Source organism: Hydrogenophaga sp. FW305-3-2-15-A-LB1 (genome assembly GCF_058787875.1).
On the sequence record NZ_JBYTAE010000030.1, the window covers coordinates 1 to 13,828 of the forward strand.

Consider the following 13,828-nt stretch of genomic DNA (forward strand, 5'->3'; position numbering starts at 1 on the left):
GGGTGGGGGGTATCGGGGGATTATCGGCCCCCACCCAGGGCGCAGGCGCAGGTCGGCTACGCCGCGCCGTTCTTGTACTTGATGCCGCAGCCGTAGGCACGGCTGGTGGCCACGCTCACCGGTTTGCCCGAGCGCAGTTCGCCCAGGCCCTGGCGCACGTAGTTGGTGGCCTTCGGGATGTCGTCCACCCGCGCCGAGGGGATGCTGTCGATGCCGCCGGCGTACACCAGCAGGCCCTGCGCATTGACGATGTACATGTGCGGCGTGACGCGCGCGGCATAGGCTTCACCCACCTTGCCGTCCTCGTCCATCAGCGTGGCGGTGGGGCTGGCCTGTTTCTCGGTCATCCAGCGGCCGAGCTGGTGGGGCGACTGGTAGTCGGCGCTGTCGTCGCGCGTGGAGTTGATCGCGAGCCACACCACGCCCTGGGCGGTGGCTTCCTTCTGCAGCGCCTGCATGTTGCCCTGGTAGTGCTTGCGCACGAAGGGGCAGCCCGGGTTGTTCCATTCCAGCACCACGGTCCTGCCCTTGAAGTCCGAGAGCTTGACGGGCTTGCCGGTGGTGTCCTGAAGGCTGAAGTCGGGCGCGGGCTGGCCCACACCGGGGGCCGCGAACGCGGGCGTGACCAGCATCGTGCCCAGGGGCGAAAAGACGGCCAGGGCGAGCAGGGGACGGCGTTGCATGGTGGAACTCCTGAAAACACGGTTGAAGAACAACGGGGCTGGCCTGTCTACAGCCGGGCCAGCGCCGCGCGGACCTCCTCGACACTGAGCACTTCGGTCAGCACCTGCGGGGTCTGGCCGTTCTTGTAGATCGCGTAGACCGGCACGCCATTGCGGCCCAGGCTGGCGAGCGCGGCCGTCACGGCCGGGTCGCGGCGCGTCCAGTCGGCGCGCAGCAGGGCCACGTTCTTGCCGGCCATGTCGCCGAGCACGCTGGCGTCGGCCAGGGTGGTGCGTTTGTTGTACTGGCAGGTCACGCACCAGGCGGCGGTGAAGTCCACGAACACCGGGCGGCCCTGCGCGACCAGCTCGGCCTGCGCCTGCGGGCTCCACGGTTGCCAGCTCACGCCCTCGACCGCCGTGGCCACGGCCTGGCCGGGGGTGGGGTCCTGCAGGCGCGTCACGTTCGGGCCGATGGTCCAGCCCAGCCAGGCCAGGCCGACGAGCGAGAGCCCGGCGATCACGGTGCGGCCGCGCCCGCGCAGGCCCAGGGCCCAGACCAGCAGCGCGAGCACCACCAGCAGCATGAGCAGCGCGGCCGCGCCGTCGATGCCGCTTTGCTGGCCCAGCACCCACAGCAGCCAGACCACGGTGGCGAACATGGGGAAGGCCATGAGGTGGCGGAAGGTGGCCATCCAGGCACCCGGGCGCGGCAGCGCGCGCGCCACCGCCGGCACCCAGCTGGCGAGCAGGTAGGGCAGGGCCATGCCCAGGCCGAGCGTGGCGAACACGGCCAGCGCCTGCGCGGCGGGCAGGGCGATGGCCAGGCCGAGTGAGGCGCCCATGAAGGGCGCGGTGCAGGGCGAGGCGATGGCGGTGGCCAGCACGCCGGTGAGGAAGGCGTCGGTGGTCGGGTTGCGCGCCTGCAGGCTGGCGATGCGGCTGGGCAGCACGCTGCCGAACTCGAACAGGCCGGCCAGGTTCAGGCCGATCAGGGTGAACAGCACGGCCAGCGCGGCCACCACGCCCGGGCTTTGCAGCTGGAAGCCCCAGCCGAGTTGTTCACCGGCCGCGCGCAGCCCGAGCAGCAGCGCTCCGAGCGCGACGAAGGAGAGCACCACGCCGGCGGTGTAGGCGATGCCGTTGGCGCGGTGGGCGCGGCGGTTGTCGGCGTGCTGGGCGAAGGCCAGGACCTTGATGGCCAGCACCGGGAACACGCAGGGCATGAGGTTGAGGATCAGCCCGCCGAGCAGCGCGCCCAGCAGGGCCGCGCCCAGGGTGAGCGAGGTGGCGCCGACCGCGGGGGTGGCGGCGGTCGCGCGGGCCGCATTGGCGTCCAGTGCGGCCTGCAGCGCCTCGGGCACCGCGGCGGGCAGGGGCGCGGCGGCCGGCCAGGTGCCTTGCACCGGCACGTCCAGGCGCACGCCGGGGCTGCCCGGCCCCTGGCCCGCGGGCGAGGCCTGGGCCACCACCAGCGCGAGCCGGTCCGGGCTGTCGCTGCGGTGCGGCGAGAGCGGCACGCGCGCGGTCCAGCGCTCGCCGTCCCAGGCCTGTGTCCAGGGCTGGCCGGGCTCGATCAGGCCGGCGGCCTCGGGGAAAAATTCGAGCGCCTGGCCGCGCCAGGCGGCGGGCAGGCCGTTGAGTGCCACGTTCAGGAAGCCGGGCTCGGGGGCGGCGCGGCTGTCCTGCGCCGGCTGGTCCTTGGGCGCAGTCTGGAAGCTGGCGTCGAAGGCGGCGCCGTGCAGGCCGGTGGAGCCGCGCACCGGCAGGCGCAGGGCGAAGCTCCCTTCTTCCGGGATGCATTCCTTGCGGCAGACCAGCCAGGTCGCCTGGAGCTTGACGTCGATGTGGCTGCCGGTGAAACCGGGGTCCACGGTCAGCGGCACCGGCAGCACCACGGTGCCGTCGTAGCCGTAGTTGGCGAGGTTGCCGATCGGGAACTTGCGCGGCGTGGGCCAGGCGATGGCCCCGGCCGTCACGCCCGGCGGCAGCGTCCACTGCAGGTCGGTGGGCAGGCCGGAGTCGCCCGAGTTCTTCCAGTAGGTGTGCCAGTCGGGCGCGTGGGTGATCTGCAGCCCGACCCAGACCGGCTGGCCCGGCCCGGCGCCTTCGGGGGCGTGGGCCAGCAGCTCGGCGCGCGCCTGGTCGCTCTGCACCACGGTCTGCGCGGGCGCCGCGCCCGACAGCAGGCCCTGGGCGGGCACCGAGAGGGGGGCGAGCGCCAGCAGCAGGGCGCCGAGCAGGTGGCGCGTGGCGTGGCGGACCGAGGAAAAGGCGTTGAGGGGCATCGGGCAACAGGCAGGGGGATCGGGGCGGGGCGGTGGCGCCGCCCGTGGGTATGAGAGGCCGGGCGCGCCCAAGTTCCTGGGGCAGGCCGCTCAAATATAAGCGAGCACTGTTTGTCTGTGCGCCGCGACACGCTGGGGGCTTTTCACCCAGGCTTCACAGGGCTTTCATGTTTGGGTACAACCGGGGGCGGACGGGTGGTTGACCAGCATGGAGGGTTTTGTGCATGGGATCGATCGTTGAACGCGCCTTGCTGCCATGGGCGCAAAGAGTCAAGTCGCGGGTGAACCTGCCGGTTCGCCTGAGTTGGGGTGAGCGGGGCTCGTCTTCGCTGTCCCTGGGCGAGTTCGATGCGCCGCAGGTGGAGATCCGGGTGCGCGACGCCTCGGCGCTGCCGCTGCTCATCGACCCCGGCCTGGACACCCTGGGCCAGGCCTATGTGGAGGGCCTGATCGACGTGGAGGGTTCGATGGCGGACATCCTGGCCGTGGCGCACCGCCTGGCCGAGACCGCCGAACCCGATGGCGGCCTGCTCGGGCGCCTGCGCCGGCGCTTCGCCCACACGCGCGAGAGCGACAGCGAGGCCATCCAGTACCACTACGACGTGTCCAACGCGTTCTACGCCCAGTGGCTGGACGAGCGCATGGTCTATTCCTGCGGCTACTTCGAGAACGGCGACGAAACGCTGGACGAGGCGCAGGTCAAGAAGATCGACCACATCCTCACCAAGATCCAGCTGCAGCCCGGCCAGCGCCTGCTCGACATCGGCTGTGGCTGGGGCGCGCTGGTGTTGCGCGCGGCGCAGAAGTTCGGCGCGCACTGCGTGGGCGTGACGCTCTCGAAGAACCAGCACGAGCTGGCGCGCGAGCGCGTGAAGGCCGCCGGCCTGGAAGACCGCATCGACATCCGCCTGCAGGACTACCGCGACGTGAAGGACGGCCCGTTCGACCGCATCACCAGCGTGGGCATGTTCGAGCACGTGGGGCTGAACCACCTGGCGGGGTATTTCGGGCACATCCGCTCGCTGCTCAAGCCCGGCGGCTGGGCCATGAACCATGGCATCACCAGCACCGACCCGCAGGATGGCGAGACGCGGCACGGCGGCGGCACCTTCATCGACCGCTACGTGTTCCCGCAGGGCGAGCTGCCGCACATCGGCACCGTGCTGCGCACCATGCAGGAAGGCGGGCTCGAAGCCTTCGACATCGAGAGCCTGCGCCGCCACTACATGCGCACCACGCAGCTCTGGAGCGAGGCCTTCGAGGCGCGCACGGCGCAGATCAAGCCACTGGTGGACGAGCGCAAATGGCGCATCTGGCGCGTGTACCTCGCGGGCTGCGCCTGGGCCTTCGAACACGACGAGGTGTCGATCTACCAGGTGATCTGCCGCGCGGCGGGCCAGCCCGCCCAAGGCCTGCCCTGGTCGCGGCGCTTCATCTACCGCTAGCAACGAGCCCGTCCAGAGGCACCGAGGAACCGGCTTTGCCGGGCCTCAGGTGTCGTCCCCCTTCAGGGGGGAGGCGCCGAAGGCGACGCGGGGGGTGTTTCCTGAAACCCCAGCACCACCCTCCTGGTGGTGGCCGATTTCTTCTCGATCTTGGTGACCACCACGCGGCCGATCTCGGCCGTGTTGGCCACGTGCGTGCCGCCGCAGGGCTGCAGGTCGATCAGCAGATCGCCCTCGCCGATGCGGATGGTGCGCACCGTGCCGCTGCCGCGCGGCGGCGCCACGCTCATGCTCTTGACCAGCGCGGGGTTGGCGTCGAGTTCGGCGTCGGTGATCGCGCCCACGGTCAGCGGGTGCGACTCGGCCACCAGCCGTGCCAGGCCTTGCGTGAGCACTTCCTTGTCGAGCGGGTCGGTCAGGTGCAGGTCCATGCGCGCGTAGTCGGGCGTGATCGAGCAGCCGTTCACCGGCACCGGCACGAGGTGGCAGAGCAGGTGGGTCGCGGTGTGAAAGCGCATCAGGCGGTGGCGGCGGTCCCAGTCGATGCGCGCGGTGACCGGCAGGCCGGTGGCGAGCCGGGTCAGCAGCGCCTCCTGGCCCGGCGCCGGCACGTGCACGATGTCGGCGGTGGCCCGGCCTTCGGCGTCCTTGCCCTTGCGGGTGTCGGCGATCGCGATGGCCGTGCCGTCGGCCAGCGTGAGCGTGCCGGCGTCGCCGGCCTGGCCGCCGCCGAGCGGGTAGAACACCGTGCGGTCGAGCACGATGCCGTGGTCGTCGATGCGCGCCACGGTGGCGTCGCACTGCTGCAGGTAGGCGTCCTGGCGGAAAAGGTCGTGGGTCATCGCGCCATCTTACGGGGGCGCGCTTAACGCACTTAAGATGCGGGCATGTCCGCCCCATCCCGCTTCTGGTCCGACCTCACCACCGCCGATTTCGCCGCGCTGGACAGCGCGCGCGCCATCGCCGTGCTGCCGGTGGCCGCCACCGAACAGCACGGGCCGCACCTGCCGCTGTCGGTCGACACCGACATCGTCAACGGCGTGCTGCGCGCGGCCTTGCCGCACATCGCCAGCGAGCTGCCGGTGCTGGTGCTGCCCACACAGGCCGTGGGCTACAGCCCCGAGCACACCGGTTTCGCGGGCACGCTCACGCTCAGGATCGAGACCCTGATGCGGGTGTGGACCGAGCTGGCCGAGTGCGTGGCGGCCAGCGGCGTGAAGAAGCTTGTGCTATTCAACGCGCACGGCGGCCAGGTGGGCGCGCTCGACCTCGTGGCGCGCGACCTGCGCGCGCGGCTGGGCATGCTGGTCTACAGCGTGAACTGGTTCCACCTGCCGCTGACCGACGCCAAGGGGCACGACCTGAACGCGCTGTTCAGCGCCGAGGAGCACCGCTTCGGCATTCACGCGGGCGAGATCGAGACCTCGCTCATGCTTGCGCTGTCACCCGAGCGGGTGCACCTGCGCGAGGCCGAGCACTTCCGGTCGGCCTCGCAGGGCCGTGCCCAGCGTTTCCCCATCCTGGGCAACGGCAAGAGCGCGAAGCTGGCCTGGCAGATGCAGGACTACAACCCACAGGGTGCCGTGGGCAACGCCGCCGCCGCCAGCGCCGACAAGGGGCAGGCCGTGCTCGAGGCCGCCGGCCGCGCGCTGGCCCAGCTCTTGAGCGAGATCGACCGGCTGCCGCCGGACACGCTCACCGATCGCGTCGCCTTCCCGCCGGCCCGGTAGCGACCGATCCGGCGCCGGGCCGCCCCAAGCCGGATCAGCCCCCTTGGGGGGCAGCGACCGGCGCAGCGGCGGAGCGTGGGGGCTTCGCCTCAGGCGTAGGTCATCCAGTCCCTGAACTCTGCCCGGTCCAAGTGTGGCAGTGTGTTGTAGCTCAGCAGCGTGTGGCGCTTGGGGTTGAACTGGAACTCGGTCACCGCGCTGTTGCGGATGCGCAGGTTCAGTTCGATGGTGGCCTCGGGGCTCAGCCCGAGCACATGCCCTACGGCGGTGGAGATCGGCCCGCCGCTGGACACCAGCAGCACGTTCTGGCCGTGGTGGTTCGCGCGCACATGGTCGAGCGCGCCCGTCACGCCGCGCACGAACTCGGTGTAGCTGGGCATGCCTTGCGGGCTCACGGTGCCAGCCATCCACTGCGCGAGGCCGTCGCGCAACAGGCGGAAGTGGTGGCGGTAGAGCTCGGGGGCCTCGGCGGCGCTGCGCGGCTTCTGCAAGGGGTGCGGGTGGATGGCGCGGATCACCGCCTCGCTGTCGTACTCATTCAGGCCGGCCCAGGCCAGGGGTTCGTGTGAGAGCCCCGCGCCTTCGGCGATGCCGGCCCAGGTCTGCTGGTGCCGGCGCAGGGTGCCGGTGATCACGGCGTCGAACACCATCCCGCGCTCGGCCCAGTAGCGGCCCAGCTGCACGCTCTGGCGCTGGCCCATGTCGCTGAGCCGGTCGTAGTCGTCCGAGCCAAACGAGGCCTGGCCGTGGCGCACAAGGTAGAGGGTTCCCATGGCGGCATTCTGTGGCCGCGTGGCGGCCCGACTTTGTCCCGGCAGCGACTGGGCCGCCGCCCGGCAGTCGCGCAGGTGTCTGCCCCCGCAACCGTGACGGATGTCGGTCGCCCGAACTCGCGCGGCTTTGCGGTCTTTTTCCATTGCTAGGCGGCACAGGCCCTGTGCTTCAATCGTCGGCATGTGCGTCTTTTCCCGTTGCCATGCTGTTTGACATGCCCACCCTGCTCGCGATGCGGGTCGGCATCGATGGGCTCACGGCCCTGGCATTTTTTGGCTTGCTGCGCCGCTACCCGACCATCGGGGGGCCGGGCTGGTGGTCGCTGTCGGCCACGGTGTCCATCCTGGGGTCGCTGGGCCTGTGGTTGCGTGGCAGCGTGCCCGACTTCCTCGCCTACGGCGTCGGCAACGCGGCCCTGTGCATCGCGCCCCTGCTGGCCTGGATGGGCCTTCGCAGCCACCTGCAGTTCCTGCAGCCGGTGGCGCGGGTGGCCGCGGCCGGCCTGGTGGCGGCCGCGCTGCAGACCGTGTTCATCTTCGTGTGGGACCTGCCGCAGGCGCGCCAGGCCGTGTTCGCGCTGGCGGTGCTCATCGTCATGGGCATGGCGTACCGGGACATGGTGAGCGCCGACCCGCAGCGGCGCGTGCCCGAGATGCAGGCCCTCAAGCTGCTGACCGCGGTGGAGTTCGTCGCCATGCTGCTGTTCGCCCTGGCCGGGCCGGTGGCGGGCCTGCCGCTGTCGCAGGTGGGGCCGGTCACGGTGTTCTTCTTCCTGCTCGCGGGCCTGCTGCGCGTGGTGCTCTATGGGGCCCTGGTGACCTACCGGCTGCGGCTCGAAGGCGATCGCGCGCGCCAGGGCCTGCTGATCCGCGAGGCGGACTCGCGCGCGCTGATCGAGAACCTCAGTGCCGGGGTGATGGTGTTCCGGCCCAACCACACGCTCTCGAGCATCAACAGCGCGGCGCGCCGCTTCTTCGGCTGGAGCCCGGGTGGCGCCAACACGGCCTTGCCCGAACCGACCGGGCCGGGCTGGCAGATGCTGCGTGAGGACGGCCAGCCCATGCGCCGCCACGACATGCCGTTCGAGCGCGTGCTGGCCACCGGCCAGCCGGTCAAGAGCGTGGTGGTGGGCGTGCCGGTGGGCAACGGCGACGAGGTGCACTGGGCCCTGTTCAATGCCTACCCCGAGAACAACGCCCAGGGCGGTCTGCGCCACGTGGTGCTGACCTTCATCGACATCACCTCGCTCAAGACCGCGCAGGCCGAGCAGAAGACCCTGCAGGCGCAGCTTTCGCAGTCGCAGAAGATGGAGGCCCTGGGCACGCTGGCGGGCGGCGTGGCGCACGACTTCAACAACATCCTGGCCGCGATCCTGGGCAACGCCGACCTGGCGCGGCAGGACCTCACGCACGATGCGCCGGCGCGCGAAAGCCTGCACGAGATCAGCACGGCCGCGCGCCGCGGCCGCGAGCTGGTGCGGCAGATCCTGGCCTTCAGCCGCCAGCAGCCGGCCGAACGCACCCGCGTGGACGTGGGCGCCATCCTGGCCGAGACCTGCAACCTCATGCGGGCAGCCATGCCGCCGCACGTGCAACTGCTGCACGACTGCCACCCCGACACGCCGCCCCTGCTGGCCGACGCCACCCAGCTCGGCCAAGTGCTGATCAACCTGGGCACCAACGCCGTGCACGCGCTCGAAGGCCGCCCGGGGCGGGTCGAGTGCCAGCTCGATGGCCTCAAGGGCCACGACCCCCGGCTGCCCGCCGAGGTGGCCCAGGCCTGCGCCGAAGCCGGGGTGGATGCGGTGCGCCTGCGGGTGAGCGACAACGGCTGCGGCATGACCGAGGCGGTGCGCAGCCGCATCTTCGAGCCCTTCTTCACCACCAAGGTGGTGGGGCGCGGCACCGGCCTGGGCCTGCCGGTGGTGCTGGGCATCGTGCAGGTGCACGGGGGTGCCATCGATGTCGAGAGCCGGCCCGGCAAGGGCACCACCTTCACGCTCTACTTCCCCGCGGCGCCCGACGGTCCGCCCGAGCTGGCCCTTGATCCCGTGGTTGGACATGCGGGGGCCGATCCCGTCACAATGGCCCCTCGCCCACCCGAGGGCGCCGAGACCGCCCTTTTGGAGACCCCCCTCATGGCCGACGCCCCGCCAGCGGACCAGCCCCACATCCTGTACCTCGACGACGACGACACGCTGGTCTTCCTGGTGCGCCGCCTGCTGGAGCGCCGGGGCTACCGCGTGACGTCCTTCACCGACCAGCAACTGGCGGTGAACGCGGTGCGCGAGCAACCCGAGGCCTTCCAGCTGCTGCTGACCGACTACAACATGCCGGGCATGTCGGGGCTGGACGTGGCGCGCGCCGTGCTGGCGATCAACCCCAAGCTGCCGGTGGCCGTCGCCTCCGGCTACATCACCGACGAACTGCAGGCCGAGGCCAAGACGGCCGGCGTGCGCGAGGTGGTGTTCAAGACCGACGCGGTCGAGGCCTTCTGCGAGGTGGTGGCCCGCCTGGTCAAGCCGGACTGACGCCACCGCATCCAAAGGCATCAAGGGTCCGGCTTCGCCGGCCCGAAATGCCGTCCCCCTCCCAGCGCCGAAGGCGCGCCAGAGAGGGGGAAGCCGCCAAGGGCGGCGCAGGGGGAGCCCCTCAATCTTCCACGAACGCTTCCTCGCGCTTGGCCTTGACCGAGGGCAGCAGCACCACCACCAGCAGCACCACGGCGATGGCCAGCAGGCTGGCCGACATCGGGCGCGTGACCAGCACGCTCCAGTCGCCGCGCGAGATCAGCAGCGCGCGCCGCAGGTACTCTTCCATCATCGGCCCCAGGATCAGGCCCAGCAGCAGCGGCGCCGGCTCGCACTTGAGCTTGTGGAACAGGTAGCCGATCACGCCGAAGATGGCGACCATCCAGATCTCGAAGGTGTTGTTGTTCTCCGAGTACACACCCACGGCACAGAACAGCACGATCGCCGGGAACAGCCACTTGTAGGGGATGGTCAGCAGCTTGATCCACATGCCGATCAGGGGCAGGTTGAGCACGATCAGCATCAGGTTGCCGATCCACATCGAGGCGATCAGGCCCCAGAACAGCTCGGGGTTGCTGGTCATGACCTGCGGGCCCGGCTGGATGTTGTGGATGGTCATCGCACCCACCATCAGCGCCATCACGGCGTTGGGCGGAATGCCCAGCGTGAGCAGCGGGATGAAGGAGGTCTGCGCGCCGGCGTTGTTGGCCGACTCGGGGCCGGCCACGCCGCGGATGTTGCCCTGGCCGAACGGCACTTCGCCCTTCTTGAGCTTGATCTTCTTCTCGATCGTGTACGAGGCGAAGGCCGACATCAGCGCGCCGCCGCCGGGCAGGATGCCCAGCACCGAGCCCAGGGCCGTGCCGCGCAGCACGGCGGGCGTCATGCGCTGGAAGTCTTCCTTGGTCGGCATCAGGCCCTTGACCTTGGCCGTGAAGACCTCGCGCTGGTCCGACGGCGTGGCCAGGTTGGCGATGATCTCGCCGTAGCCGAACACGCCCATCGCGATGGCGATGAAGCTGATGCCGTCGGTGAGTTCGGGGATGTCGAAGCTGTAGCGCGCCACGCCGGAGTTCACGTCGGTGCCCACCAGGCCGAAGGCCAGGCCGAGCAGGATCATGGCCACCGCCTTGAGCAGCGAGCCCGAGGCCAGCACCACGGCGCCGATCAGGCCCAGCACCATCAGCGAGAAGTACTCGGCCGGGCCGAACTTCAGCGCCACTTCGGTCAGCGGCGGCGCGAAGGCCGCGAGGATCAGGGTGCCGGCGCAGCCCGCGAAGAACGAACCCAGACCGGCAGCCGCCAGCGCGGGCCCGGCCCGTCCCTTGCGCGCCATCTGGTAGCCGTCGATCACGGTCACCACCGAGGACGCTTCGCCCGGCAGGTTGACCAGAATGGCGGTGGTGGAGCCGCCGTACTGCGCGCCGTAGTAGATGCCGGCGAGCATGATCAGCGCCGCTTCCGGCGGCAGGCCGTAGGTGGCGGGCAGCAGCATGGCGATGGTGGCGACCGGGCCGATGCCGGGCAGCACACCGATCAGCGTACCCAGCAGGCAGCCGACGAAGGCGTAGATGAGGTTCTGCGCCGTGAAGGCGACGCCGAAACCGATCGAGAGGTTGGTGATCAGATCCATGGTTCTTGTCTGGTGGGGGTCGTGGTCACGCGCATCAGCCGATGAAGGCCGGCCAGATCGGGAAGTTCAGCTTGAGCGCGAGCTCGAAGGCGATGTAGCTGCCGATCGACAGGACGGTGGCGAGCACGAACACCTCCTTGGCCTTGAACTGGTCGCCCGCCAGGCTGGCGACGAAAGTGAGGGCGTAGATCGCGACGATCAGGCCCATGGCCGGCAGGCCCCAGCTGTGCACACCCACCAGCAGCACGCCGAAGATCAGGTTGGCGCCGATGATGAAGATCAGGGGGCGCCAGGCGATGCGGCCGATCGGCTCGCCATCCTCGGTCTTCACCGTCAGGGCCTTGAGCGTGATCAGCACGCCCATGATGGCGATGAGCACGCCCACCACCAGCGGGAAATAGCCTGGGCCCATGCGGGCACCGGTGCCCACGTTGTAGGTGGTGGCACCCCAGGCGAAGGCCACACCGAACGCGCTGAACAGCACGCCCGAGGCAAAGTCTCTCTGACTCTTGATTCTCACGATGTCTCCTGAAATGGCGTTGATCGCCGGCTCCTGCACAGGGCTCGGCGAGGGCACAAGACGTGCGCCGCGCGATGGTAAGAAGACCGTGGGGGTGTGTGGGTGACCAAAACATTGCCATTTGGCAATGTGGGCCGCGGCCGTCGCGGTGCCGCGTCAGCGGTTGGGTCGCGGCAGTTCGATGACGGCGCGCAGGCCCGGTGCCGCGTTCTCGAAATGCAGGCGCCCGCCGTGCAGGGCCACCACCGCCTGCACGCTGGCCAAGCCCAGGCCATGCCCCGGCGCGTCGTCCGGGTGCAGGCGGTGAAAGCGCGTGCCCAGGCGCGCGAGTTCGGCATCGGGCACACCGGGGCCGTTGTCCTGCACGCTGAGCCGCACGCCATCGGGCAGCTCCTGCGTGCCCACCTGGATCACCGCACCCGGGCCGGCGTACTTGAGCGCGTTGTCGAGCAGGTTGGCCAGCGCGCCGGCCAGCAGGTCGCGGTCGCCGGGCAGTTGCACCTCGTCGGCCGGTTCGTGCCGCAGCACGGCGTCCTGGGCCTCGGCAACGGCCTCGTAGAGTTCCACCACGTCGGCGGCGACCACGTCGAGCGCCACCGGCGTGAAGCTGCGGCGCCGCGCGCCGGCCTCGGCCTCGGCGATCTGCAGCAGTTTCTCGAACACCAGCGTCAGCTCTTCGATCTCGCGGATGGCCGCGCCGATGGCCTCGCGGCGTTGCGCCGGATCGGTGTCGGCCTGCTCCGCGTGGCGCAGGCGCACCAGGATGCGCGTGAGCGGCGTGCGCAGGTTGTGCGCGATGGTGTTGGAGACGTGGCGCACGCCGTCCATCAGCGACTCGATGCGGTCGAGCATGGTGTTGATCTCGCGGTTGAGCAGCGCGAACTCATCGTCCGCGCCCGACTCCGCGACGCGCTCGCGCAACTCGCCGGCCGTGGCGATGCGCTTCGCGGTGAGGCGCACCGCGCTCACGCTGCGCTCGAGTTCCTGGCGGAACACGAAGGTGCCGCCGATCAGCAGCAGCACGGCCACGATGCCGGCGGCCGCGCTCGCGCTCGCCACCAGGGACTCGATCAGCTCCTGGTCCCGCAGGTCCTGCCCGACCACCAGCACGCCGCCGTCGGGCAGGGTGCGCGTGACCAGGTAGGCGTTCACGCTGCGCCCGTCGCGCTCCACGCGCCGCTGGGTCGGCCCGGTGTTCGCGGCGGCGTCGGGCGCGCGGTCGAGGTTGCCCGCGAGCCGGTGGCCCTCGCGGTCGGTCAGCAGGTAGATCTCGCTGTCGGAGTCGCGGCCGTCGGTCAGCGCCCGGGTGATGGCTGCGGCCGCGGCCGCGGTGCCGCCCTCGTTCATGTCCGCCATCAGCTGCTGCGCCGACAGGCCGACCTGCCGCGCCATGCGCTGGTGCAGCACGCCGACGGTCTGCAGGTAGACGATGGCCAGGGCGGCCAGCATGGTGACGGCGACCAGGAAACCGTAGGAGAACGCCAGGCGAAAACCGACCGAGCGCCAGAGCCCACCCAGCTTGGCGATCATCCGGCGCGGTCTGGGTCGTCGGCGGCGGCGATGCGGTAGCCGATGCCGCGCACGGTGTGGATCAGCGGCGGCGCACCGCCCGCATCGAGCTTGCCGCGCAGCCGGCTGACCTGCACATCGATCACGTTGGTCTGCGGATCGAACTGGTAGTCCCACACGGCTTCGAGCAGCATGGTGCGGGTCAGCACTTGGCCGGGATGGCTCATCAGGTAGGCGAGCAGGCGGAACTCGCGCGGCTGCAGCGCCACCGGCCGGCCGCCGCGCTCGACATGGCGGCTCGCGAGATCGAGCTTGAGATCGGCCACCTGCAGCGTGCGGATCGCCGGGCCCGGCCGCGAGCGCCGCACCAGGGCCTCGGCCCGCGCGGCGAGTTCGGAGAAGGCGAAGGGTTTGGTCAGATAGTCGTCGCCCCCCGCCTTGAGCCCGCGCACGCGTTCGTCCAGGGCGCTGAGCGCGCTGAGCACCAGCACGGGTGTCTTCTTGCCCAGGCCGCGCAGGGTCGCGAGGATCGAGAGGCCGTCCACCTCGTTGGGCAGCATGCGGTCCAGGATGATCAGGTCCCACTGCTCGCTGGTGGCCCGGCCGAGCGCTTCCATGCCGTCGCGGCAGATCACGACCACGTGGCCGAGCGCGCGGAAACCATTGGCGATGTAGCGCGCGTTGTCCGCGTCGTCTTCCACCACCAGGCAGCGCCACATCACGGTGGCTTCCATCAG

11 protein-coding genes are annotated in these 13,828 nt (G+C 70.6%); 3 read left to right on the forward strand and 8 right to left on the reverse strand.

Annotated features, from left to right (window positions below; translation table 11 throughout):
- Nucleotides 1-56: 56 nt before the first annotated feature.
- Both AC3WPZ_RS11220 and AC3WPZ_RS11225 read right to left on the reverse strand, forming a co-directional pair.
- On the reverse strand, nucleotides 57-683 hold the full coding sequence (locus tag AC3WPZ_RS11220) for a thioredoxin family protein (protein ID WP_492439589.1): 627 nt from the start codon (nucleotides 681-683) through the stop codon (nucleotides 57-59).
- Nucleotides 684-730: 47 nt separating this feature from the next.
- Entirely contained in the window at nucleotides 731-2,950 is a 2,220-nt protein-coding gene (locus AC3WPZ_RS11225) for a protein-disulfide reductase DsbD family protein (protein ID WP_492439591.1), read from the reverse strand.
- Between the two features lie 224 nt (nucleotides 2,951-3,174).
- On the opposite strand from AC3WPZ_RS11225, the gene AC3WPZ_RS11230 reads away from it, so the two are divergent.
- Nucleotides 3,175-4,395, forward strand: coding sequence for a class I SAM-dependent methyltransferase (locus AC3WPZ_RS11230; RefSeq protein WP_382322973.1), 1,221 nt, complete (start codon nucleotides 3,175-3,177; stop codon nucleotides 4,393-4,395).
- Nucleotides 4,396-4,457: 62 nt separating this feature from the next.
- Here the strand turns inward: AC3WPZ_RS11230 and AC3WPZ_RS11235 are convergent, their stop codons facing one another.
- Nucleotides 4,458-5,237, reverse strand: a complete 780-nt coding sequence (locus AC3WPZ_RS11235; protein WP_492439594.1) for an alanyl-tRNA editing protein — start codon at nucleotides 5,235-5,237, stop codon at nucleotides 4,458-4,460.
- 45 nt (nucleotides 5,238-5,282) lie between these two features.
- On the opposite strand from AC3WPZ_RS11235, the gene AC3WPZ_RS11240 reads away from it, so the two are divergent.
- Nucleotides 5,283-6,125, forward strand: a complete 843-nt coding sequence (locus AC3WPZ_RS11240) for a creatininase family protein (protein WP_382322975.1) — start codon at nucleotides 5,283-5,285, stop codon at nucleotides 6,123-6,125.
- Nucleotides 6,126-6,214: 89 nt separating this feature from the next.
- Here AC3WPZ_RS11240 and AC3WPZ_RS11245 read toward each other — a convergent pair whose 3' ends face one another.
- Entirely contained in the window at nucleotides 6,215-6,898 is a 684-nt protein-coding gene (locus AC3WPZ_RS11245) for a histidine phosphatase family protein (protein ID WP_444688111.1), read from the reverse strand.
- A gap of 215 nt (nucleotides 6,899-7,113) precedes the next feature.
- Between AC3WPZ_RS11245 and AC3WPZ_RS11250 the strand changes: the two genes are divergently transcribed.
- Nucleotides 7,114-9,429, forward strand: a complete 2,316-nt coding sequence (locus tag AC3WPZ_RS11250; RefSeq protein WP_492439596.1) for a hybrid sensor histidine kinase/response regulator — start codon at nucleotides 7,114-7,116, stop codon at nucleotides 9,427-9,429.
- Between the two features lie 121 nt (nucleotides 9,430-9,550).
- Here AC3WPZ_RS11250 and AC3WPZ_RS11255 read toward each other — a convergent pair whose 3' ends face one another.
- The 4 genes from AC3WPZ_RS11255 to AC3WPZ_RS11270 form a co-directional block, all read right to left on the reverse strand.
- Nucleotides 9,551-11,062: a tripartite tricarboxylate transporter permease gene (locus AC3WPZ_RS11255; protein ID WP_291119850.1), complete on the reverse strand. Its 1,512-nt coding sequence runs from the start codon at nucleotides 11,060-11,062 to the stop codon at nucleotides 9,551-9,553.
- A 34-nt stretch (nucleotides 11,063-11,096) separates the two neighbouring features.
- Entirely contained in the window at nucleotides 11,097-11,582 is a 486-nt protein-coding gene (locus AC3WPZ_RS11260) for a tripartite tricarboxylate transporter TctB family protein (protein ID WP_492439598.1), read from the reverse strand.
- 156 nt (nucleotides 11,583-11,738) lie between these two features.
- The gene (locus tag AC3WPZ_RS11265) at nucleotides 11,739-13,112 is read right to left on the reverse strand and encodes a HAMP domain-containing sensor histidine kinase (RefSeq protein ID WP_492439600.1); all 1,374 of its coding nucleotides are present in this window, start codon (nucleotides 13,110-13,112) and stop codon (nucleotides 11,739-11,741) included.
- The gene (locus AC3WPZ_RS11270; protein WP_382163768.1) at nucleotides 13,109-13,810 is read right to left on the reverse strand and encodes a response regulator transcription factor; all 702 of its coding nucleotides are present in this window, start codon (nucleotides 13,808-13,810) and stop codon (nucleotides 13,109-13,111) included. Before AC3WPZ_RS11270 ends, AC3WPZ_RS11265 begins: the two co-directional genes overlap by 4 nt.
- Nucleotides 13,811-13,828: the final 18 nt, after the last annotated feature.